At 46.3% G+C, this 24,797-nt stretch carries 14 protein-coding genes, 3 tRNA genes and 3 rRNA genes; all 20 read left to right on the top strand.

The window, feature by feature from the left end; genetic code table 11:
- The first annotated feature begins 34 nt into the window (after positions 1-34).
- Positions 35-111: transfer RNA gene (locus ACFBZI_RS02865), tRNA-Met, on the top strand.
- A gap of 460 nt (positions 112-571) precedes the next feature.
- Positions 572-2,100 (top strand): 16S ribosomal RNA (locus ACFBZI_RS02860).
- A gap of 61 nt (positions 2,101-2,161) precedes the next feature.
- Positions 2,162-2,238 (top strand) — tRNA-Ile (locus ACFBZI_RS02855).
- A 5-nt stretch (positions 2,239-2,243) separates the two neighbouring features.
- Positions 2,244-2,319 (top strand) — tRNA-Ala (locus tag ACFBZI_RS02850).
- A 260-nt stretch (positions 2,320-2,579) separates the two neighbouring features.
- Positions 2,580-5,434 (top strand): 23S ribosomal RNA (locus ACFBZI_RS02845).
- Between the two features lie 143 nt (positions 5,435-5,577).
- Positions 5,578-5,691, top strand: a 5S ribosomal RNA gene (rrf, locus tag ACFBZI_RS02840).
- Together the 16S, 23S and 5S rRNA genes with 3 tRNA genes alongside form the textbook arrangement of a ribosomal RNA operon.
- A gap of 112 nt (positions 5,692-5,803) precedes the next feature.
- Complete coding sequence (locus tag ACFBZI_RS02835) at positions 5,804-6,616, top strand: ABC transporter permease (protein ID WP_375714938.1); 813 nt, start codon at positions 5,804-5,806, stop codon at positions 6,614-6,616.
- 68 nt (positions 6,617-6,684) lie between these two features.
- Positions 6,685-7,356: an ABC transporter ATP-binding protein gene (locus tag ACFBZI_RS02830; RefSeq protein WP_375714937.1), complete on the top strand. Its 672-nt coding sequence runs from the start codon at positions 6,685-6,687 to the stop codon at positions 7,354-7,356.
- Complete coding sequence (locus tag ACFBZI_RS02825) at positions 7,340-8,437, top strand: KpsE/RkpR family capsule polysaccharide export protein (RefSeq protein ID WP_375714936.1); 1,098 nt, start codon at positions 7,340-7,342, stop codon at positions 8,435-8,437. Before ACFBZI_RS02830 ends, ACFBZI_RS02825 begins: the two co-directional genes overlap by 17 nt.
- 10 nt (positions 8,438-8,447) lie before the next feature.
- Positions 8,448-10,151, top strand: coding sequence for a polysaccharide biosynthesis/export family protein (locus ACFBZI_RS02820; RefSeq protein ID WP_375714935.1), 1,704 nt, complete (start codon positions 8,448-8,450; stop codon positions 10,149-10,151).
- A 6-nt stretch (positions 10,152-10,157) separates the two neighbouring features.
- The gene (locus tag ACFBZI_RS02815; protein ID WP_375714934.1) at positions 10,158-12,392 is read left to right on the top strand and encodes a capsule polysaccharide biogenesis protein; all 2,235 of its coding nucleotides are present in this window, start codon (positions 10,158-10,160) and stop codon (positions 12,390-12,392) included.
- Between the two features lie 99 nt (positions 12,393-12,491).
- A complete protein-coding gene (locus ACFBZI_RS02810) occupies positions 12,492-13,727 on the top strand; it encodes a capsule polysaccharide biogenesis protein (RefSeq protein ID WP_375714933.1) in 1,236 nt (411 codons plus the stop codon).
- Positions 13,728-14,112: 385 nt separating this feature from the next.
- The gene (lepA, locus tag ACFBZI_RS02805; protein WP_375716294.1) at positions 14,113-15,927 is read left to right on the top strand and encodes a translation elongation factor 4; all 1,815 of its coding nucleotides are present in this window, start codon (positions 14,113-14,115) and stop codon (positions 15,925-15,927) included.
- A gap of 276 nt (positions 15,928-16,203) precedes the next feature.
- The gene (gene lepB / locus ACFBZI_RS02800; RefSeq protein WP_375714932.1) at positions 16,204-17,298 is read left to right on the top strand and encodes a signal peptidase I; all 1,095 of its coding nucleotides are present in this window, start codon (positions 16,204-16,206) and stop codon (positions 17,296-17,298) included.
- A 78-nt stretch (positions 17,299-17,376) separates the two neighbouring features.
- Positions 17,377-18,093, top strand: coding sequence for a ribonuclease III (gene rnc / locus ACFBZI_RS02795; protein WP_375716293.1), 717 nt, complete (start codon positions 17,377-17,379; stop codon positions 18,091-18,093).
- A gap of 147 nt (positions 18,094-18,240) precedes the next feature.
- On the top strand, positions 18,241-19,236 hold the full coding sequence (gene era, locus ACFBZI_RS02790) for a GTPase Era (protein WP_375714931.1): 996 nt from the start codon (positions 18,241-18,243) through the stop codon (positions 19,234-19,236).
- Positions 19,237-19,453: 217 nt separating this feature from the next.
- Positions 19,454-20,275 carry a DNA repair protein RecO gene (gene recO, locus ACFBZI_RS02785; RefSeq protein WP_375714930.1) on the top strand — a complete coding sequence of 274 codons (822 nt, stop codon included), beginning with the start codon at positions 19,454-19,456 and terminating at the stop codon, positions 20,273-20,275.
- A gap of 29 nt (positions 20,276-20,304) precedes the next feature.
- Positions 20,305-21,039, top strand: a complete 735-nt coding sequence (locus ACFBZI_RS02780; protein WP_375716292.1) for a pyridoxine 5'-phosphate synthase — start codon at positions 20,305-20,307, stop codon at positions 21,037-21,039.
- A 274-nt stretch (positions 21,040-21,313) separates the two neighbouring features.
- Positions 21,314-22,666, top strand: coding sequence for an OmpA family protein (locus tag ACFBZI_RS02775; RefSeq protein WP_375714929.1), 1,353 nt, complete (start codon positions 21,314-21,316; stop codon positions 22,664-22,666).
- Between the two features lie 265 nt (positions 22,667-22,931).
- Positions 22,932-24,776 carry a translational GTPase TypA gene (gene typA, locus ACFBZI_RS02770; RefSeq protein ID WP_375714928.1) on the top strand — a complete coding sequence of 615 codons (1,845 nt, stop codon included), beginning with the start codon at positions 22,932-22,934 and terminating at the stop codon, positions 24,774-24,776.
- Positions 24,777-24,797 lie beyond the last annotated feature (21 nt).

Genomic DNA, 24,797 nt, shown 5'->3' with positions numbered 1-24,797 from the left:
GCGTAACTTTGTGCTATAATTTGCGTCCTGTAACGGCGATGTAGCTCAGCTGGTTAGAGCGCACGACTCATAATCGTGAGGTCAAGAGTTCAAGTCTCTTCATCGCCACCAAATATTATAAAAACTTAAAATTAATGCTTGACATCTGATTTTAAACAATTATAATATACTGCATACCTTGATAAACAAGGTAATATTTTTGGGATAATAAATTGAGTATTTCAAGATAATCTCGAAAATAATAAAAAAAAACCGCTTGACATTAAAACATTCCATGTTATAATAGTCAGCTCAAGTTAATCAGACGATGATTAACAAACTATTTAAAATCCAAACTAAAGAACAACTTGTGTGGATTTTTGTCAATACAAGATACTTAAAAATATTATCATTTATTGATACTTTTACTTATCTTAGTATTACACTTATTTAAGTAAGGCAAAAATACTCAAAGTTAATTCATTTACACGATGAGCAAATATTTGCTAGTAAGTACGATAAATGAGCCAACATTAAAGCCCTATCGATTTAACTTAGTTTACTAAGTCAAACTCATAGGCAAAACAAGATTAAACTGAAGAGTTTGATCATGGCTCAGATTGAACGCTGGCGGCAGGCTTAACACATGCAAGTCGAACGAGGTTAGAAAGCTTGCTTTTGATACCTAGTGGCGGACGGGTGAGTAATGCTTAGGAATCTGCCTAGTAGTGGGGGATAACTTGGGGAAACTCAAGCTAATACCGCATACGACCTACGGGTGAAAGGGGGCGCAAGCTCTCGCTATTAGATGAGCCTAAGTCGGATTAGCTAGTTGGTGGGGTAAAGGCCTACCAAGGCGACGATCTGTAGCTGGTCTGAGAGGATGATCAGCCACACTGGGACTGAGACACGGCCCAGACTCCTACGGGAGGCAGCAGTGGGGAATATTGGACAATGGGCGAAAGCCTGATCCAGCCATGCCGCGTGTGTGAAGAAGGCCTTTTGGTTGTAAAGCACTTTAAGTGGGGAGGAAAAGCTAATGGTTAATACCCATTAGCCCTGACGTTACCCACAGAATAAGCACCGGCTAACTCTGTGCCAGCAGCCGCGGTAATACAGAGGGTGCAAGCGTTAATCGGAATTACTGGGCGTAAAGCGCGCGTAGGTGGTTACTTAAGTCAGATGTGAAAGCCCTGGGCTTAACCTAGGAATTGCATCTGATACTGGGTAACTAGAGTAGGTGAGAGGGGAGTAGAATTCCAGGTGTAGCGGTGAAATGCGTAGAGATCTGGAGGAATACCGATGGCGAAGGCAGCTCCCTGGCATCATACTGACACTGAGGTGCGAAAGCGTGGGTAGCAAACAGGATTAGATACCCTGGTAGTCCACGCCGTAAACGATGTCTACCAGTCGTTGGGTCTCTTGAAGACTTAGTGACGCAGTTAACGCAATAAGTAGACCGCCTGGGGAGTACGGCCGCAAGGTTAAAACTCAAATGAATTGACGGGGGCCCGCACAAGCGGTGGAGCATGTGGTTTAATTCGATGCAACGCGAAGAACCTTACCTGGTCTTGACATACACAGAATTCGCTAGAGATAGCTTAGTGCCTTCGGGAACTGTGATACAGGTGCTGCATGGCTGTCGTCAGCTCGTGTCGTGAGATGTTGGGTTAAGTCCCGCAACGAGCGCAACCCTTTTCCTTAGTTACCAGCACTTCGGGTGGGAACTCTAAGGATACTGCCAGTGACAAACTGGAGGAAGGCGGGGACGACGTCAAGTCATCATGGCCCTTACGACCAGGGCTACACACGTGCTACAATGGTAGGTACAAAGGGTTGCTACACAGCGATGTGATGCCAATCTCAAAAAGCCTATCGTAGTCCGGATTGGAGTCTGCAACTCGACTCCATGAAGTCGGAATCGCTAGTAATCGCAGATCAGAATGCTGCGGTGAATACGTTCCCGGGCCTTGTACACACCGCCCGTCACACCATGGGAGTTGATCTCACCAGAAGTGGTTAGCCTAACGCAAGAGGGCGATCACCACGGTGGGGTCGATGACTGGGGTGAAGTCGTAACAAGGTAGCCGTAGGGGAACCTGCGGCTGGATCACCTCCTTAACGAAGATATCTGATTGGCAAGAATTCACAACAAGTTGTTCTTTAGTAAGATGTTTAAAACGGGTCTATAGCTCAGTTGGTTAGAGCACCGTGTTGATAACGCGGGGGTCATAAGTTCAAGTCTTATTAGACCCACCATTTATGGGGCCATAGCTCAGTTGGTAGAGCGCCTGCCTTGCACGCAGGAGGTCAGGAGTTCGACTCTCCTTGGCTCCACCAATCATTAAACATCAAGCATACATAAGCGATTTAAGAAAGATTTCTTATCTATGCTTTAACTTTATAAACTGACGAAGTTTATATTATTATTTAACAACATGATTATGAGTCTGGGTTAATAAATTATCCAACGTAATTTATTAACCATGCTAAGTACACCCCAAAATGTACTTAGCTAAAGTAAAGAGAACTGAATCAAGCGTAAACATAGGTGAATCGTTACACATTACCCATACATTAAAGACCCTTTGGGGTTGTATGGTCAAGTAATGAAGTGCACATGGTGGATGCCTTGGCAGTCAGAGGCGATGAAAGACGTGATAGCCTGCGATAAGCGTCGGTGAGGTGGCAATATCCTGTGACCCGGCGATTTCTGAATGGGGAAACCCACCTAAGATAACTTAGGTATCATAATTTATTTTATGAGGCAAACCGGGAGAAGTGAAACATCTCAGTACCCCGAGGAAAAGACATCAATTGAGATTCCCCAAGTAGCGGCGAGCGAACGGGGAGGAGCCGATCAATTAAACAGTAGCAAAATGGCGTGGGAAAGCCAACCATAGTAGGTGATAGTCCTGTATGCGAAACTGTTTAAGCGACATATTAAGTAGGGCGGAACACGAGAAATTCTGTCTGAAGATGGGGGGACCATCCTCCAAGGCTAAATACTCCTGACTGACCGATAGTGAACCAGTACCGTGAGGGAAAGGCGAAAAGAACCCCTGTTAGGGGAGTGAAATAGAACCTGAAACCGTGTGCATACAAGCAGTCGGAGCGGACTTGTTCCGTGACGGCGTACCTTTTGTATAATGGGTCAGCGACTTATATTCTGTAGCAAGGTTAACCGTATAGGGGAGCCGTAGGGAAACCGAGTCTTAATAGGGCGTTTAGTTGCAGGGTATAGACCCGAAACCGAGTGATCTATCCATGAGCAGGTTGAAAGTGCCGTAACAGGCACCGGAGGACCGAACCCACTCCCGTTGAAAAGGTAGGGGATGACTTGTGGATAGGGGTGAAAGGCTAATCAAACTCGGTGATAGCTGGTTCTCCCCGAAAGCTATTTAGGTAGCGCCTCGGACGAATACCATTGGGGGTAGAGCACTGTTTCGGCTAGGGGGTCATCCCGACTTACCAAACCGATGCAAACTCCGAATACCGATGAGTAATATCCGGGAGACAGACGGCGGGTGCTAACGTCCGTCGTCAAGAGGGAAACAACCCAGACCGCCAGCTAAGGCCCCAAATTCCTAGTTAAGTGGGAAACGATGTGGGAAGGCACAGACAGCTAGGAGGTTGGCTTAGAAGCAGCCACCCTTTAAAGAAAGCGTAATAGCTCACTAGTCGAGTCGGCCTGCGCGGAAGATGTAACGGGGCTCAAACTAGGAGCCGAAGCTGCGGATTTAATTGTTTCAATTAAGTGGTAGGGGAGCGTTGTGTAAGCCTGTGAAGGTGTATCGTAAGGTATGCTGGAGGTATCACAAGAGCGAATGCTGACGTGAGTAACGACAAAACGGGTGAAAAGCCCGTTCGCCGGAAGACCAAGGGTTCCAGTCCAACGTTAATCGGGGCTGGGTGAGTCGACCCCTAAGGCGAGGCCGAAAGGCGTAGTCGATGGGAAATCGGTTAATATTCCGATACTTGTTTATGATGCGATGGAGGGACGGAGAAGGTTATGCCAGCCTGGCGATGGTTGTCCAGGTGGAAGGATGTAGGTAGGTTTAGTAGGCAAATCCGCTAGACTATTACTGAGATCTGATAGCAAGCCAGTTTACTGGCGAAGTGGCAAATACCATGCTTCCAGGAAAAGCTTCTAAGCGATAGTTATAAACAAATCGTACCCGAAACCGACACAGGTGGTCAGGTAGAGAATACCAAGGCGCTTGAGAGAACTCTGCTGAAGGAACTAGGCAAAATGGTACCGTAACTTCGGGAGAAGGTACGCTGCCGACGGTGAAACCCTTGCGGTGTAAGCTGTTGGCAGTCGCAGATACCAGGCTGCTGCAACTGTTTATTAAAAACACAGCACTCTGCAAACACGAAAGTGGACGTATAGGGTGTGATGCCTGCCCGGTGCTGGAAGGTTAATTGATGGGGTTAGCGTATGCGAAGCTCTTGATCGAAGCCCCAGTAAACGGCGGCCGTAACTATAACGGTCCTAAGGTAGCGAAATTCCTTGTCGGGTAAGTTCCGACCTGCACGAATGGCATAATGATGGCAGCGCTGTCTCCAGCAGAGACTCAGTGAAATCGAAATCGCAGTGAAGATGCTGTGTACCCGCGGCTAGACGGAAAGACCCCGTGAACCTTTACTACAGCTTTACATTGAACTTTGACCTAACTTGTGTAGGATAGGTGGGAGGCTTTGAAGTGGCGACGCCAGTTGCCATGGAGCCAACCTTGAAATACCACCCTGGTTATGTTGGGGTTCTAACTCAGATATCACAATATCGAGGACAATGTATGGTGGGTAGTTTGACTGGGGCGGTCTCCTCCTAAAGAGTAACGGAGGAGTACGAAGGTGCGCTCAGAACGGTCGGAAATCGTTCAAAGAGTATAAAGGCAAAAGCGCGCTTAACTGCGAGACCCACAAGTCGAGCAGGTACGAAAGTAGGTCTTAGTGATCCGGTGGTTCTGTATGGAAGGGCCATCGCTCAACGGATAAAAGGTACTCTGGGGATAACAGGCTGATACCGCCCAAGAGTTCATATCGACGGCGGTGTTTGGCACCTCGATGTCGGCTCATCTCATCCTGGGGCTGAAGCAGGTCCCAAGGGTATGGCTGTTCGCCATTTAAAGAGGTACGCGAGCTGGGTTTAGAACGTCGTGAGACAGTTCGGTCCCTATCTACCGTGGGCGTTGGAAATTTGAGAGGATCTGCTCCTAGTACGAGAGGACCAGAGTGGACGAACCTCTGGTGTTCCGGTTGTCACGCCAGTGGCATTGCCGGGTAGCTACGTTCGGATGGGATAACCGCTGAAAGCATCTAAGCGGGAAGCCCACCTCAAGATAAGATTTCCCTAAAGAGCCGTTGTAGACTACGACGTTGATAGGTTGGGTGTGGAAGCGTAGTGATACGTGTAGCTAACCAATACTAATTGCTCGTTTGGCTTGACCATACAACACCCAAGTGGTTTAGTATGATAAAGTGTAAAGATTTTACCTAGCAAGCTTGAATCAATCTTGAATAGCTTTAAAAAGATAACAATTTAAAGTAAAAATTAAATAACAGACTCATAAGCAGCGTTGTTAATCCTTTTACGCTGACGACAATAGCAAGATGGAACCACCTGATCCCTTCCCGAACTCAGAAGTGAAACGTCTTAGCGCCGATGGTAGTGTGGTTCGCCCATGTGAGAGTAGGTCATCGTCAGCACCTTATTTCAGACCCCCGTACGAGAGTGCGGGGGTTTTTGGTTTGGGGGGTTAGAGTGGATTGGCGATGGCGGATATGATACAATAGCGAAAATTTAATAATCAGATAATTTATGTCCGTAAAACTTCCCCCTTATCGACCCATTAAAAAGCGTAGCGGCATTGCGGTGATGATTGCTGCAATCCATGCTTTATTGATGCGTGAATTGCAGACACGATTTGGTAGTTATCGTCTGGGGTATCTGTGGGCACCACTGGAGGTTCTGGCGCAGGTGCTGATTTTGCTCATTATTTTTGGGGCGGTGATGAAGCGTGTGTTGCCCGGCATGGATTATAAGCTGTTTTTGGTGGCGGGCATTATCCCATTTTTTATGATGCAGCGGATTGCTTTACGATCCCTGGGGGCAGTTGAGGCAAACCAAGGGCTGCTTATGTACCGTGCCGTTCGCCATATTGATATCATCATTGCTCGCTCGTTTTTGGAATTATTGATTTATTTTTTCACCTTTATTTTGCTGCTGGTGGGTTTGTTGTTTTTCGGGGTGGAATTTAGCGTTGCCAATTTGCACATTGTTTTGGCGGGCTGGATTGGTATGTTCTTTTTTAGTTTTGGGCTGGCGTTGATTTTGATGATTGTTGGTCATTATGGTGGTGAGATTGGCAAAATTATCAGTATTTTTTTTAGCGTGCTGTATTTTTCATCAGGTGTGATTTATTCAGTACATATCGTTCCTGAGCCGTATTTGAGCTATTTGATGTACAATCCATTCATTCACAATCTTGAGCTAATCCGCCATGCACTGGCACCGACTTATCCAGTATATCATGCCAGTGGTGCTTATTTTACCATTTGGACGATATGTGTGGTGTTTTTTGGGTTGCTGTTATATAAGGCATGCGAGCATGATTTGATTCGCAGCAAATAATGGCTAATATTTTTATAAGCTTTACATTTTGCCAAATTGACAAATAATTTGATAAAGAATTTACAAATATGATTCAAGTCAAAGACATCACCAAGTCCTTTATGACCCCGCAAGGTCGGCATTATTTGTTTAAGGATTTGAATTTCACCATCGAAGATAAGCAAAGCGTGGGACTGCTGGGCAGAAATGGTGCGGGCAAATCCACACTGCTGCGCATAATTTGTGGCTTGGATAAGCCAGACAGCGGCGAGGTGATTACTGATTCGACCATCTCATGGCCAGTCGGTGTTGGCGGTGGTTTTCAGGGCAGCCTGACAGGTCGCCAAAATGTTCGCTTTGTTTGCCGTCTGTATTCCAATGGCGACTATGTGGACGAAAAAATCCGCTTTGTCGAAGAGTTTGCCGATATTGGCAAATATTTTGATATGCCAGTCAAAAGCTACTCATCTGGTATGCGTTCACGCTTGACTTTTGGGCTGTCGCTGGCATTTGATTTTGATTATTATATGCTTGATGAAGTCAGTGCGGTGGGCGATGCGGCATTTCGTAAACGCAGCGAAGAAGTGCTGCAAGCACGCAGAGAGCAATCGGGGTTTTTGGTGGTGTCGCACAATTTGGGCGATATTGAGCGAAATTGTGATCTTGCCATCGTATTAATGAATCAAAAAGCACATGTGTTTGATGATGTAAAACAAGCAATCGAGGTATATAACAAGCATGTCCATGAAGCTAAGAAGTAAGCGTATCAACCAAGGGCTATTTGCCGTGGTGGTGGTTATACCTTGGATTGTTATTATCTGTTATTTGCTGCTGTTTGCCGCACCACGCTATGTCAGCACTTCTAATGTGGTGGTCAAGCAGGTCAGCGAGCAAGGCACATCAGCCACGGGCATTTCGGCACTTTTGGGGGTTAATAACACCAATCGTGATGATGCGATATATTTGACAGAGTACATTTTATCCACAGATTTGATTGACAAGCTGGATAAGCGTTTTGATTTTCGCAAAAGCTATTATGTTGATGGCAAAGATTTTGTCAATGAAATCGACCAAGATGCTTCCCAAGAAGAACTGGTGGAATATTACAAAAAACGAGTTTCGGTAACTTTGGACGAACCCAGCTCGGTGCTGAAGGTTTCCACCGAAGGCTTTACGCCAGAGTTTGCCTTACAGCTAAACCAAGCCATCTTGGGCGAGTCTGAACAATTTGTCAATGACATTTCCAAAAAAGTCGCCAGTGAACAGCTTGCTTTTGTTACCACACAAGTCAGCGATGCCGAAAATCGCCTAAATGAAGCCAAGCAGCAGCTGTTGGATTATCAAAATACCAACGAAATCTTTGACCCGCAAACCAACGCCCAGATTATCAATCAGGTGATTGCTACGCTGCAAGGGCAATTAAGCAGCCTAAGAACCGAAGAGCGGCAACTGCTTAGCTACCTAAACCCTGAAGCACCGCAAGTAGTGAGTTTGCGTAGTCAAATCGCTTCTGTAGAAAAGCAAATCCGTGAAGAGCAGGACAAACTGACTTCGCCAAAAAACAGCCGACTCAACGCCCAAACGGCACAATTTGAAGCCATCAAAGCCGATGTTGCGTTTGCCAATGAGCTGTACAAATTGGCATTGACTTCACTAGAGAGTGCTCGCATCGAAGCGATACGCAAAATGAAAAATTTGGTGGTAATTTCATCGCCGCACGCCGCCGAAGATGCCACTTATCCCCGCCACGCTTATGTGATTGGCACTTCGTTGTTATTGTTGCTCATTTTGTATGGGTTTATTGTTTTGATTTTGGCGATTATCCGTGACCATTCAAAATAGGATTGTGATTATGTTTAAAAAAACCTTGCTTGCATCATTGGTTGCGACATTATCTGTGGCAAGTTTTGCCAGTGGCTCGACCAATATGGGTCGTTTGGCGGTCTTGAGTGCTGTTGGTGAAGTGCCAGCCGAAGCGACACCAGCTGAAGCAGTGGCAGCAGCAAGCCTTGGCAGCAGTGCGGTGATTAATAATTCCAGTGCTTATCAGCAAATCAGCGATGCCAACAAAAATCAGCCAAAAATCTTTGGGTCGCAATTATTTCGTGGGGCGTTTTCGACCACGAGCGGCTCAACTTTTAATGATAGCTATGTCATCAACCCCGGTGACAATGTGCAAGTGCGAATGTGGGGTGCGTATCAATATGCCAGCACCATGACGGTCGATCCGCAGGGCAATATCTTTTTGCCAAATGTCGGCCCTGTGCGTGTGGCAGGTATCCAAAATGGGCAGCTACAATCGGTGGTGCAAAATGCCATCGCTCGCATTTATCGCTCTAATGTCGGCGTGTATGCATCGCTTGAACAAGCTCAGCCAGTCAAAGTTTTTGTTACAGGCTTTGTCAATCAGCCGGGTTATTATGGTGGCTTGGCGGCAGATTCGGTGTTAAGCTATCTTGATCGAGCAGGTGGCGTGGACCCTGAGCGTGGCAGTTATATTGATATTACCATTCGCCGTAATGGTCAAGTGATGCAGCAGGTGAATTTGTACGATTTTTTAATCGCTGGTCGCTTACAGCCTTTTGCGTTTCGTGATGGCGATGTTATTACCGTTGCTCCGCAAAAACAAACCTTTAGCATCTCTGGGCGTGTACAAAATGAGTACATTTTTGAGTACAATGTCGGCAATCTGACTGTGGCTGATGTGCTGTCGGTTGCCAATCCTTTGGCGGATGCGACCAATATCAGCATCACCAGAGCAGCAGGGCGTGCCCAGACGGCAGAATACTATGCCTTATCACAGGCGGCTCGTGTGCCTGTCAATAATGGCGATACTTTGGTGGTAACATCAGATCGCTATGCCGACACCATCGCTGTACAAGTAACTGGTGCGCATCGCGGCAATGGGGCGGTGATTTTACCGTATGGTGCAAGGCTCAAAGACATCATTGCTCAGCTTGAGCCGTCCAGTCTTGCTAATGTGCAAAATTTATCCATTTACCGCAAATCTGTCGCCGAACAACAAAAACAAGCGATTAATCAAGCACTTGACCGCTTACAAGAGATGACGCTGGCAACGCAGTCAGTCACTCGTGAAGAAGCTCAGTTGCGCGCCGAAGATGCCAAATTGGTTGAGCAATTTATTGCCAAGGCTCGCCGCATTGAGCCGACTGGTCGAGTGGTGATTGTGCCAGATTCTTGGCAGGATATCATTTTACAACAAGGCGACATTATCCACATTCCTGAGCAGACTTCGGTCGTTACGGTCAATGGTCAGGTGCGAGCTCAAGGGGCTTTGAGCTTTGACCCCAAACTGACGGTGGCAGATTATATCGCCAAATCAGGTGGTATGGACGACAATGCCGATCCAAATAATATCTTAGTGCTACAACAAAATGGCGAAACCAAAGTGGTCAATACCGCTTATCGACTGCAACAAGGCGATGAAATCATGGTATTGCCAAAAGTCAAAACTCGCCGTGTAGAAATCACCCGTGGCATTTCACAAATTTTTTATCAAATCGCTGTCGCCGCTGGCGTGATTGCAGCGTTGTGATGGATTATGCAGACGCAAATTTGTGAATTTTTGGTGGCAACACAAGGTATCATTAGAAATAACCAGCTACTGGCAAATGCGTTGGGCGTGCCAGTGCGACCATTTTTTGGCAAAAAACAGATTTTTGGCTCAAAAAACGCCAATGACAATGCCGACAACCAAGCTGGCAAACAAGCAGTGCTGGCTTGGGGACAAAAACCTTCTGCCAAACACGCCCAAGCCTTAGCAGATAAGCTTAATTTACCACTTTGGCGTGCCGAAGATGGATTTTTACGCTCGCTAGACAGTGGTGTGGACAGCCGATTTGGTGCCAGTTTTGTGCTTGATGATTTGGGCATTTATTTTGATTTGACCAAGCCCAACCGCTTGCAATGTCTAATTGAGCAGACTACCCAGTCTTGGAATGATGACAAGCAAGCCACCAGCGTGCGATTGATGGATAAACTCATCACTCATCGCTTGTCTAAATACAACGCTGTTCAGCACGCACCCAAGTTATCCCAGCTTGCCAATAATCACAAAAAACACATTTTAATCATCGATCAAGTGGCGGGCGATGCGTCAATCCTAGGTGCCAGTGCCGATAAGCGGCATTTTTTGGCGATGATAAGCCAGGCAAAAGCACAATATCCTGATGCCAACCTGTGGATAAAGACGCACCCAGCTGGCAAGGGCTATTTGGCGGCGGCAGATGGCGTGGGCATTTTGTCTGATGCGTGCAATCCGATTGCCCTGCTTGAGCAAGTCGATGCGGTATTTACTGTCAGTAGCCACATGGGCTTTGAAGCGTTAATGCTGGGCAAAACCGTACATTGTTTTGGGGTGAGTTGGTACTGCGGTTTTGGCTTGACCGATGATACTTTTATCCAAAATTTACCACTGTATCAAAAGCTACGCCAGCGATACCAAGCCTTTGGTGCTGTGAGTGTGGCACAGCTGTTTTTTGCCAGTTACATCGCTTATAGCCACTATGCCGATCCAGCAACTGGCAAAGGCTGCGATATTGAGACGGTGATGGATTATCTGATCTGCAATCGCCATCATCAAAATATGCTGGCAGGCGATTTATTGGCGTATGATTTTAGCCGCTGGAAGGTGGATTTTGTTAAGGCATTCGTGCAATTTCCTAAGGTGAATTTGACTTTTAAGCCAAAAACCAAAATCCGTTTGTTATTCACCGACAACTATAACGCCAAACGTATTTGTCGTGATGACAAAAAAGCTCTTGCAGGCTTGAGTGATGAGCAGCAGTATTTGGTATGGGGTTTGTCCACCAAGCAGGCACTTGCTCAAAAAATCGCCGATTATCAAAATCAGCATCGACCACGGATTTGGTGCATGGAAGATGGTTTTGTCCGCTCAAATGGTTTGGGGGCGACGCTGCTTGAGCCGTTGTCGGTGGTGGTGGACGATGTGGGCATTTATTTTGATGCCAATTATCCATCACGGCTTGAGATGATTTTACAAAATCTGGTGCTTAATGATGAGCAAATCCAGCGTGCCAACAATTTGCACAGGCTGCTTTTGGCAAATCGTGTCAGTAAATACAATGTCGGCACAATCAACCACAGGCTAAAACAACAAATCAACGCTCAAAAAACGCTTAAGCCATCGGCAAAAATCCGCTTGGTGGTCGGTCAAGTCGAAGATGATGCATCGGTCAAAAACTGTACCAGTCAGATTTGCACCAATGCCGAGTTGCTCAAAAAAGTGCGTGCTGATTTTGCCGATGATGTGATTGTTTATAAGCCGCACCCTGATATTGAAGCAGGCTTAAGACTGGGCAAGATTGATGAACAAACGCTGGCATTGGCGGACATTGTCGCTACCGATACCGCCATGCCCCAATGTTTGGAGCTTTGTGATGTGGTGCATACCATCAGTTCGCTGACTGGCTTTGAAGCTTTGCTGCGTGGCGTGGCGGTGGTGTGCTATGGCTTGCCGTTTTATGCTGGGTTTGGCTTGACTGATGATGTGATTGAACCAGATAATACGCCCAAAATTCAGGCACTGTCTCGCCGCCAACGCACCACGCCGATGGATTTGCCGACTTTGATTTATGGCACACTGATTACGTACCCTTTGTACCGCTTGCCAAATGGCCATGGACTTGCCAGTTGTGAGCAGGTGATTGAATATCTTTATAATCACGCAGCACAAAACCCCAAGCCGACTTTTACCGCTCGACTGATGCGTCAGGCAAAAACTCGCTTGATGCAGCTACGCAAATTTACGATTTGATAAAATAATTCTAAGCAAAAGCCCAAGTCAGTTGTGCTACAATAGACAGTTGTGCTAAAAATACTCCGATAATTTCACTGAGCCAAGTACAGGTGTGCCATGTCTGCATCTATGAAACGACTGCTTGAACATCGCCGCATTTTGCTTTTGCAGGGCAAGATGGGCGTGTTCTTTTGTCGTTTTGCCACCTTTTTGATGGACGGTGGCCGCATGGTGCATAAGATTAATTTTAATGCTGGCGATGCGTTTTTTTATTGTCATAAAGACAAAATGAGCAATTATCGTGGCAAGTTGGACGAATTTGACTCTTTTTTGCAGCAAATCATCAAGCAACATCAGATTGATGCGGTGGTGTGTTTTAATGATTGCCGTCCGTACCATACCATCGCCAAGGCGGTTTGTGGTAGGCTTGGCACTTCGTTTTTTGTGTTTGAAGAAGGCTACCTTCGCCCTGACTATATCACGCTTGAAGAGCATGGCATTAATGGCTATTCTCAGCTAAATCCTGCAATGATTGCCAATTTTGCTGCTGCCAATGATAAGCCCAAATACACAGCAAACCGTTTTTGGCGGCTGTGTGCTGCCAGTATGCTTTACTACCTTATTGTCTTTTTATGCCAGTGGCGTTATCCGCACTACATGCATTATCGTGGCCTGTCCATCGGTCAAGAGATGTTGGCGTGGACGATTGCACCCTTACGCAAACTGATGCGATATTATCCAGATAAGCGGCTACAAAAACAGCTCACCGAACAGGCAAGCGGTCGGTATTATCTGGTCAGCCTACAAGTGCATAACGATTCACAAATCACCCATCACAGCGATTATGCCGATGTGGTTGATTTTATTGATGAAGTGCTGTTGTCATTTGCCAAGCACGCTCCAGATGGCACGCAGCTGATGTTTAAGCATCACCCTTTAGACCGTGGGCATCGAGATTATAAAAAGCGAATTGCCAAGGCAGCATCTGAACTTGGTATCGCTGGGCGTGTGCATTATGGCTGCGATGGGCATTTACCGACTTTGATTCGCCATAGCATCGGCATGATTACGGTCAATAGCACCACAGGTTTGCAATCCATTTATCACAAAAAACCAACCAAAGTGATGGGGCGTGCGTTATACGACATCAAAGGGCTGACTGACCAAAAGCCGCTGGATCAATTTTGGGCAAATCCAACGCCACCTGATCATGCGTTTTATCTAAAATTCCGTGAATATTTGATCGAACAAACGCAGATTAACGGCTCGTTTTATGGTACATCGCCGTGGGCATCGCCATACATTCACGCCCAAAAAACTGGCACACCGCCAAGCGCCAAGCAAGACGATTAAGCCACAGGCAATTTACCAAGCAAATTTTGCCCAAATCAATTTGCGATAAATTTACCACTGATTTGACCGATACCAGACGCAAGTTTGGTGTTTTGATGATTTCTGCTTGAAATGTGATGGCGAAAAAGCTGCATTTAGGGTAAAATACCAAAGAGCATGCCAAAGTTTGATAATATTAATTTAAATTTTATAAAAAGTTTAGAAAATTTTATTTATGCTGCCAAGTCAATGTTGATTGATCTTGGACTTTTTGGTGTTTTGATGATTGATTTTGCCAAATAAGCACGCCAAGGGCTGTGTTTATCAAATCCTGCCACCAAACCCATTTATCCAGCCGTCATGCTTTGATAATTTTATTGATTTTACGCCGATGAGTGTTGCTTTTATGACTGCAAAAAAACCCACCGACATTACCAAAATTCGCAATTTTTCCATCATTGCACACATTGACCACGGCAAAAGTACGCTTGCCGACCGTTTTATCCAAGTGTGTGGCGGTCTGTCCGATCGTGAAATGCAGGCACAGGTGCTTGACAGCATGGACATTGAGCGTGAGCGTGGCATTACCATCAAGGCACAGTCGGTAACTTTACATTATAACCACCCCAATGGCGAAACTTATCAGCTAAATTTTATTGACACTCCGGGGCATGTGGATTTTAGCTATGAAGTGTCTCGCTCGCTGGCGGCTTGTGAAGGGGCGTTGTTGGTGGTTGATGCCGCCCAAGGCGTTGAAGCACAATCCGTTGCCAACTGTTATACCGCTGTCGAGCAGGGCTTGGAAGTTTTGCCAGTTTTGAATAAAATCGATCTGCCGCAGGTGGAGCCTGAGCGAGTTATCGAAGAAATCGAAGACATCATCGGCATCGAAGCGGTAGATGCACCACGAGTGTCTGCCAAAACTGGCGTTGGTATCGATGAGCTGCTACAAACTTTGGTGGATAAAATCCCAGCACCGACAGGCGATACAGATGCACCGCTGCAGGCATTGATTATCGATTCTTGGTTTGATAATTATTTGGGCGTGGTGTCTTTGGTGCGTGTGCGCGAAGGGCAAGTGGCAAAAGGCGATAAGATTTTTATCAAATCCACAGGCGAAAGCCACATTGTTACATCGATCGGTGTTTTTACCCCAAAATCGCTAGAAACCGATGTGCTGTACGCAGGTGAAGTGGGCTTTGTCATCGCAGGTATCAAGGATATTCAAGGGGCACCAGTGGGTGATACCATCACGCACGCCAAGACGCCTGATGTTGAAAATATCCCGGGTTTTCAAAAGGTTACACCGCAAGTTTATGCAGGCATGTTCCCGATTGACTCAAGCGATTTTGAAAAATTCCGTGAAGCTCTGCAAAAGCTACAAATCAACGATGCGGCGTTATTTTTTGAGCCAGACACTTCAGAAGCGTTGGGCTTTGGTTTTCGCTGTGGATTTTTGGGCATGCTGCACATGGAGATTATCCAAGAGCGGCTAGAGCGTGAATACGATCTGGATTTGATTACCACCGCACCATCGGTGATTTATGAGATTGTCAAGAAAAACGGCGACATCGTCTATGTGGATAATCCGTCCAGACTGCCTGACACTGGCGTGATTGCTGAGTTTCGTGAGCCGATTGCACGCTGCCATATCCTTGTACCACAAGAATATTTGGGCAATGTCATCACCTTGGCGATTGAGCGTCGTGGTGTGCAGGTTGATATGAAATTTATGGCACGCCAAGTGCAGGTGGTGTTTGATATTCCGATGGGCGAAGTGGTGATGGATTTCTTTGATAAGCTAAAATCCGCCAGCCGTGGCTTTGCGTCATTGGATTATGGCTTTGAGCGTTATGAAGCGGACAAATTGGCTCGTGTCGATGTGCTGATTAATGGCGAAAAAGTCGATGCCTTGGCGATGATTTGCCACCAAGAACACGCTCGCCGCCGTGGTAATCAGCTGGTCGAAAAGATGAAAGAGCTGATTCCCCGTCAGATGTTTGATGTGGCGATTCAGGCGGCGATTGGCAGTCAGATTATCGCACGCTCAACGGTCAAGGCGATGCGAAAAGATGTTTTGGCCAAGTGTTATGGCGGCGATGTCAGCCGTAAGAAAAAACTGCTTGAAAAACAAAAAGCAGGCAAAAAACGCATGAAACAAGTCGGCAGCGTTGAGATTCCACAAGAAGCATTCTTGGCAGTGCTAAAAGTAGATAGCTAAGCGAAAAACTTGCCAAAGATAGTTAAGTATTTATACATATTTTATACCGATTGCATTCATTGGTGATACAAGCGGTTGTTATAATGCTCTTGCAAAGATGGATTGATGACACATTGGTGGTTTGGCGGTTTGTGCAATATTGCCACAGCTTGGCTGGCATTTTTAATTGGCATCGTTTTATACAATTTGACTATATCATTAAACCATGTGATTAATCAACAAATCTTGACAATCGATGAACAACAAACATGGCATAAATAACCGTAGGAGATTTTGGTGAATTTTGATATTAATTTGATTATCATACCGATAACTTTGCTGTTTTTGGTGGTTTGGCTGGTGGATAAATTTGCCCTAAAGCAGCACCGTACGATTAAGCATTATGTCAAGCAAGCACGAGCTGCCGAATCACAGCTGGCGGCGGATAAAGCGGTGCTGGAGAAGGCGTTATTGGCACATCAAATCACAACCCCTGCCGATGCGTTTGTGCCAAATGACGAGACGCCAAGTAACATCAAGGCCGCTCATCGAGACTTTTTGGCGAGCCGTTCTCGCTTGGTGGCACTCAAGGGCAATCCGCCAAAGCAGACGGCATTGGTGCGTTATTCCTACGAATTTTTGCCAGTGCTGGCGGTGATTGTGCTGCTGCGTGCTTTTGTCGTTGAGCCATTTAATATCCCATCATCATCGATGGTGCCGACTTTATATACTGGTGATTTTATTGCGGTCAATAAATCGGCATACGGCTTGCGTCTGCCATTGATTCACACCAAAATTTTGGACACAGGCAGCCCTGAGCGTGGCGATGTGGCGGTATTTCGCTATCCTTTGAATGACAATGTTTATTTTATCAAACGCATCATTGGCTTGCCGGGTGATACGGTGAGTTTTGATAAAGGCGTGCTAAGTATCAATGGCGAAGCTGTGCCAACTTCACCAACCACTTATCAGATGGCCAAGCCTTTGGTTGAAAAAATGCTGCCAGCGGTAATCGATGGTCAAGCACTAAGTGATGCAGACCGTGCCGCCATGGGGCGTGAAGAAGAACGCTTTGCTCGCTACCAAAGCGAAAACTTGGGCAAGCACACTTATACCACTCGCTATGTCGGTGAAATCAATGCATCAGCTGCCGCACCATTTTTACAACAAAATTCACCGCTACTGCTGGAGTCTGGCGGCGAAAAATGGTCAATCACCGTCCCACAAGGGCAATATTTTGTGATGGGTGATAACCGTGATCGCAGTGATGATGGGCGTTTTTGGGGCTTTGTACCAGAAGCGAACCTATCAGGCAGGGCGACTTATATTTGGATGCACAAAGAGCCGGGGCTGCATTTGCCAAGCTTTGAGCGTAACGGTGCTATCGACTAGACAATAAGGCAATCTGTGAACAAACGAACCCCAAAAATCCTAAAAACACCCAATATTGCCTACAAATCCCCTGCTCAGATGTCCTATTTTACTGACTTTGAGCAGGGGCTGCCTGTTTTGTGCCAAAAATTGGGTTATCAATTCAAAGACATATCGCTGCCCAAGCGTGCTTTGACGCACCGCTCTTATGACCCAAAAAACAGCTACGAACGCTTGGAGTTTTTGGGTGATGCGTTGCTTGGTTTGATTATCGCCAAGGCGTTGTTTGCTCATTATCCAGAGCATGACGAAGGTAAATTGACTCGCATGCGTGCCACTTTGGTGCGGCAAGAAACGCTGGTGCAGATTGCTGATGAGCTGGAGCTGTCTCGCCATCTGATATTGGGCGTGGGCGAGCGTAAGGGCGGCGGCCGTCATCGTGCTTCGATTTTGGCGGACGCCGTGGAAGCGTTGATTGCGGCGGTTTATCTTGATGTGGGCGATTGTCAATTTGTCGATCAGATGGTGCTGGGCTGGTATCAAAATCTCATCGCCCAAGTCGGCCAAGAGCAAGTACTCAAAGATGCCAAGTCACGCCTTCAAGAGCTGCTACAGGGCAATCATTTGCCATTGCCGACTTATGAGCTGCTTGAGACACGGGGTAATGCACCGCATCAGGTATTTGTGGTCAGGTGTGATGTTGCCGTAACAGGTGCTAATGCCATCGTTGAAACTGGGGCAAGCCGACGCATCGCCGAACAAAAATGTGCCGAGCTGATGATTAATCAGCTGAACAAACTTTCACTAAAAATTTAATTGGTAAAATTGCCAAGTTGTTCATTTTAGCAATTTGATTAAAACGATTTAACCGATTAATTTGATAAATTTGGCAATTACACCAAATTAACAAACCAATAAACCAACAAACAGCCAACAAAACCAAACACAAGCATAGGAAATACCATGACTGACGACACCAAAACCTTGAGCAATGAAGACACCATTTCGGCGTTTTTTGACGCTCAACCGACCTTAAATCATGAGTCCTTTAGGGCGGGTTTTGTGGCAATTGTCGGTCGCCCAAATGTCGGCAAATCCACGCTGATGAACCACTTGCTTGGGCAAAAACTATCCATCACTTCCAGAAAGCCACAGACCACTCGCCATCGCATTCATGGGATTTTGACCAATGATGAGATGCAGATTGTTTTTGTTGATACGCCCGGCATTCACAGCAAACAAGTGCGAGCCATTAACGAGCGTATGAATAAGGCGGCGGTGTCGGCATTGTCTGATGTGGATTTGGTGCTGTTTGTGGTTGATGGCGTGCAGTGGCGTGAAGACGATTTATTGACGTTGGAGAAATTGTCAGCGACCAATTTGCCAGTGATTTTGGTGATTAATAAGTCCGACACCATCAAGGATAAATCGCAGCTGCTGCCTGTGATTGAAAGTTTTAGCGAAAGTTTTGATTTTGCGGACATTATTCCTGTGTCGGCATTACGCCACCATAACCTTGAGCGTCTGCAGACGGTGATTGCCAGCTATTTGCCGCAGCGTCCTGCGATTTTTGACCCTGAGCAGATTACCGACCGTTCCGAACGCTTTTTGGCGTCCGAGATTATCCGTGAAAAAATCATGCGTTCATCAGGCGATGAAGTGCCGTATGATTTGACGGTGCAAATTGACACTTTTAAGGACGAGCCAGCACACCAAGACCCCGAAACAGGTAAATGGCGTAAGGCGGTAACTTTTATTGATGCCACGATTTTTGTGGAGCGAGCTGGTCAAAAAAGCATCGTCATCGGCGACAAAGGCACTCGTATCAAGCAAGTGGGCATCGATGCTCGCAAAGATATGGAAGTGCTGTTTGACCGCAAAATCATGCTGACTTTGTGGGTCAAGGTCAAGCGTGGCTGGTCAGACGATGAGCGTGCATTAAACAGTTTGGGTTATTGATTCGGGCAGTGTGATGGGTTGTTTGTATTTGGTTAAATTCAAAATTGCATTTATTTAAAATTCATCAGACGATGAATCAAATTTGCTACATTATTTGGTAAGTGTTTATAAATGTCGTAATAGCCATAATAAACCAAGACAAACAAAACAATCAAAACAAATTGCCAAATGCCATGGATAAAACGCCCATACCACAACGCTCACAGTTGCAATCAACATGAAAAACACTCCGCTCAATGGCTATTTGTTGCATCAGCGTGCTTATCAAGAAAAACGAGCGATTTACCAGTTTTTTTCTTATGAGCATGGCGTGGTGCATGGCGTTGGTGTGCGTGGCATGCCGCTGTTTACGCCAGTTTATTTGTTGGCAAATGGCAATCATGCCCTAAAAAGTTTTAGCCAAATCGGTTTGGGATTTTCGCCATCATTTGAGCAGATGCTCAGCGAGCAAATCGGTGATGATGCCGATGGGCAAAACCTAAGTCAGTATTCTGGCTATCTTTTGACCAAGGGGCGAGTGCAGTATGCTTTATTATATATGAATGAAGTGCTGTATAAACTTTTGGCAAATGAAAATGCTTGCCCAGCACTTTGGCAAACTTATCACACCAACACCGCCAAATTGCACGCTTTGGATAAATTGTCCCTGTCTGCTGTGGATGAGCTGCATGCCATGAAAGTTTATTTGCGGATTTTTGAAAGGGCGTTATTTGCCGAGCTTGGCATGGCGATAGATTTTGGCAATGATGGTTTTGGCGAGCCGATTGTTGCCGATGGCGTGTATCGTTTTGTGCCGCAGATGGGTTTTGTGCCAGATGGTACGGCATTGCCAGCCGATTATCACGCTGCGAACAAAGCCAGTCCGTGCTATCAAGGCTTGCAGCTGCAGCAGATGGATTTGGCATTACAAAACTTGCTTGTGTTTGACCATTTGGCAGAATTTGGACAAATCCACAAGCAGCTGATGGATTTTTTGCTTGATTACAAACCTTTGCACAGTCGCACTTTGTGGCAGCAGAGCATGCGTTATCTGACCTAAATTATGACAACAAAGACAAAGGGGTGATTATGAACACACCGTTATTGGGCGTCAATATTGACCACATCGCCACGCTGCGTAATGCCCGTGGCGTGGGCTATCCGTGCCCTATCGAAGGGGCGTTGATTTGTGAGCAGGCGGGGGCGGCAGGCATCACTTTGCATTTGCGTGAAGATCGCCGTCATATCCGTGACGCCGATGTGTACGAAATGGCAAAGCGTCTGACCACTCGCATGAATCTTGAGATGGCGGTAACTGATGAAATGCTTGCCATCGCTTGCCAAGTGCGTCCTGCATGGGTGTGTCTTGTGCCAGAAAAACGCCAAGAGCTAACCACCGAAGGCGGCTTGGACATTGCCAATTTGCCAAATCTGGGCGAATTTATCCAAAAGCTGCACCAAGCAGGCGTGCAGGTATCGCTGTTTATTGATCCAGACATTCATCAGATTGATGTGGCGATTGCTTTGGGTGCTGATGCCATCGAGCTGCATACAGGGGCTTATGCGCACAGCAGCTTAGATGGTGATGCTGCACGAACCGCCAAAGAGCTTGAGCGTATCAAGGCAGCAGCGGCATATGCCCAAGCCAATTCCAAGCTGCTGGTCAATGCAGGGCATGGCCTAACCAGAGATAATGTGGCTGCCATCGCTCAGATCGAAGGCATTCATGAGCTAAATATCGGCCATGCATTGATCGCCGATGCGGTATTTATGGGACTTGCCAATGCGGTGCAAGCGATGAAAGCGGCATTTACCACTCAATAAACCACCACAAAACTGTGGTAAAATCGTAAATATAAGCCTGTTTTGTGTAATATTATGTATTTTTTGACAAAAAAAGGTTGTAAATTGCGATATTTACAGTTAAGCTAACCAAATAAGTCGTAATAAAAGCCTAATGGGCATGACTGAGTGACCTGCTAGGTTGTTTTCTATTGCAAAAACAAGAGAATTGTAACAGATTATTGGCAGGTACTGGAATACTGTGCTACAATAGGCATGGTACTCTTGAAAAACCAACCACTCCTTGGAGGAATTTATGAAATTTAACAAAATCGCTCTTGCGGTAATCGCAGCAGCTGTAGCGCCAGTCGCTGCGCAAGCGGGTGTTACTGTTAGCCCATTGCTACTAGGCTATCACTACACTGACGAAGCACATGACGATCAGCGTGCAGTATTGCGTACTGGCAAACTTCTAAATGCTGACACAGCAGCTAACCGTTTGAACGACCAAGCTGCAAACTCTAATCCAGCAAGCACTCGTGATCCGCTAAATGGTGGCGTTGCTTTGGATAGCGACCTATGGACTGGTGCGGCAATCGGTATCGAATTGACCCCATCTACTCAGTTCCAAGTAGAATACGGCGTGTCTAACACTGACGCACAAGCATCTGATTGGTCAAAACACAAAGATTCAGCCAACCGTTTTGACGCTGAACAACAAACCATCAGCGGTAACTTCCTAATCGGTACTGAACAATTCACTGGCTACAATGCTGCAAGCAAATTTAAGCCATATGTATTGATCGGTGCTGGTCAATCAAAAATCAAAGTAGAAGCTAAAGAAGCTTATAAGACTCAAGCTGGTCAAACTGGTTCAGTAACCAAATCAGTAGCTGCTGGTGAGCGTGTAACTGAGTCTAAAGACACTATCGGTAATGTGGGTCTGGGCGCTCGTTACCTAGTGAATGACGCTTTGGCACTGCGTGGCGAAGCTCGTGCAATCCATAACTTTGACAACAACTGGTGGGAAGGCTTGGCATTGGCTGGCCTAGAAGTAACTTTGGGTGGCCGTCTAGCACCTGCAGTACCTGTTGTTGCAGTAGAAGAGCCAGCACCAGTTGTTGAAACTGTTGCACCAGTAGTTATCGAAGATCGTATCGTTGATACTGATGGCGACGGTGTACCTGATCACCTAGACGCTTGCCCAGGCACACCAATGAACACTGTTGTTGATGCTCGTGGCTGCCCAGTACAAGTTAACCTAGTTGAAGAACTACGCCAAGAATTGCGTGTATTCTTTGATTATGACAAATCAGCGATCAAACCACAATACCGTGAAGAAGTTGCCAAAGTTGCTGCTCAAATGCGTGACTTCCCGAACGCAACTGCAGTGATCGAAGGTCACGCATCTCGTGATTCAGCACGCTCAAATGCACGCTACAACCAGCGTCTGTCTGAAGCTCGTGCAAACGCTGTGAAGTCTATGCTAACTAACGAATTTGGCGTTGCTCCAAACCGTCTAAATGCTGTGGGTTATGGCTTTGATCGTCCGATCGCTCCAAACACCACTGCTGAAGGTAAAGCAATGAACCGTCGTGTAGAAGCAGTCATCACTGGTACTAAGACTACCACTGTTGACCAAACCAAAGACATGGTTGTACAACCATAATTTGGACGACTTAGGTTTATTTGGATTTATCAAATAAGCACAAAAGCCACTCAGTTTTGGGTGGCTTTTTGTTATTTGTCGTGTTGTTTTTAATATTTTATCTGTGAGTAACCCCAAGGCAAGTCTAACAGCCAAGCAGTTTATGGTTTAAAAATTACTTAACTTATGTTATAATAAACGGTTTTTTAGCCTTTTCTATCCGATTAGAAATCTTTTTTTTAGCAAATCAGGCGTATCGCCAAGATTAAATTTATATTGAGTATTTATGGCAAACGATATCAAGCACTTGCGAAACATCGCAATCATTGCCCATGTCGACCACGGTAAGACAACCCTAGTTGATAAACTTCTACAACAATCTGGTGCATTGGGCGAACGCTCAGGCGAGATTGAGCGTGTGATGGATTCTAACGCACTGGAATCTGAGCGTGGCATCACCATTTTGGCAAAAAATACCGCCATCAAATGGCTGGATAAGCGTAGCAATACCGAATACCGCATCAATATCGTGGACACTCCGGGCCACGCCGACTTTGGTGGTGAAGTTGAGCGTGTGATGTCGATGGTGGATTGTGTGCTGCTACTGGTGGATTCGCAAGAAGGTCCAATGCCACAAACACGCTTTGTTACCCAAAAGGCGTTCGCTCGTGGACTAAAGCCGATTGTCATCATCAATAAAATTGACAAACCTGCTGCCCGTGCCGACTGGGTAATTGACCAAGTGTTTGATCTGTTTGACAGCCTAGATGCCACCGATGAGCAGTTGGATTTTCCGATTGTGTATGCATCGGGCATCAACGGCATTGCAGGGCTTGAGCCAGATGGCTTGGCAAGTGATATGACGCCGCTGTTTGAGACAATCGTTGATATTGTTGAGCCGCCAAAGGTCGATGTCGACGGCCCATTCCAGATGCAGATTTCAAGTCTGGATTATAACAGCTTTGTGGGTGTTATCGGCGTGGGTCGCATTCAGCGTGGTTCGGTAAAAACCAACACGCCAGTAACGGTAATTGACAAAGACGGCAACAAGCGTAACGGCCGCATTCTAAAAATCATGGGCTATCATGGGCTTGAGCGTGTCGATGTCGATTCGGCACAGGCGGGCGATATCGTCTGTATCACAGGTATCGATGCACTGAATATTTCAGATACGATTTGTGATCCGCAAAATGTTGAAGCTCTGCCAGCGTTGTCGGTGGACGAGCCAACAGTTTCGATGACTTTTCAGGTCAATGACTCGCCATTTGCGGGTAAAGAAGGCAAATTTGTGACTTCACGCAATATCCGTGAGCGTCTGGATCGTGAGCTGATTCATAATGTGGCATTGCGTGTCGAAGATACCGACAGCCCAGAAAAATTCAAGGTTTCAGGTCGTGGCGAGCTGCATTTGTCGGTGTTGATCGAAAATATGCGTCGTGAAGGCTTTGAGCTTGGGGTGTCACGCCCACAAGTCATCATGAAAGAGATTGATGGCGTGATGTGCGAGCCTTACGAAAATGTCACTTTTGATGTCGAAGAGCAGCATCAAGGTGCAGTAATGCAAGAAATGGGCAACCGCAAAGGCGAGCTGACCAATATGGAAGTGGACGGTAAAGGCCGTATCCGCATCGAAGCGACAGTACCGTCTCGTGGCTTGATTGGTTTTCGTTCGGCGTTTTTGACCATGACATCAGGCACAGGCATCATGACTTCCAGCTTTTCGCATTATGGTCCTGCCAAAGAAGGCACAGTCGCCAAGCGTCAAAATGGCGTGCTGGTTTCGATGGTAACAGGCACTTGCTTGGGTTATGCGTTGTTTAGCTTACAAGACCGTGGCCGCCTATTTGCCAAGCCGCAGCTGGAAGTGTACGAAGGTATGATTATCGGCATCAACTCTCGTTCGGACGATATGGTGGTCAATCCAACCAAAGCCAAGCAGCTGACCAATATCCGTGCATCAGGCTCGGACGATGCCATTATCCTAACGCCAGCACTGGAATACACGCTTGAGCAAGCCTTGGAATTTATCGAAGATGATGAATTGGTGGAAGTTACGCCAAAATCCATTCGTATCCGCAAGCGTTATTTGACCGAGAACGAGCGTAAGCGTTTTGGTCGCAAAAAAGACTGATTTGCCAGCATTTGATGAGTG

Source organism: Moraxella marmotae (assembly GCF_042219885.1).
Lineage (GTDB): Bacteria > Pseudomonadota > Gammaproteobacteria > Pseudomonadales > Moraxellaceae > Moraxella > Moraxella marmotae.
Note: the sequence above shows the minus strand (reverse complement) of the source record. Positions and strands in the feature narration are given on the sequence as shown.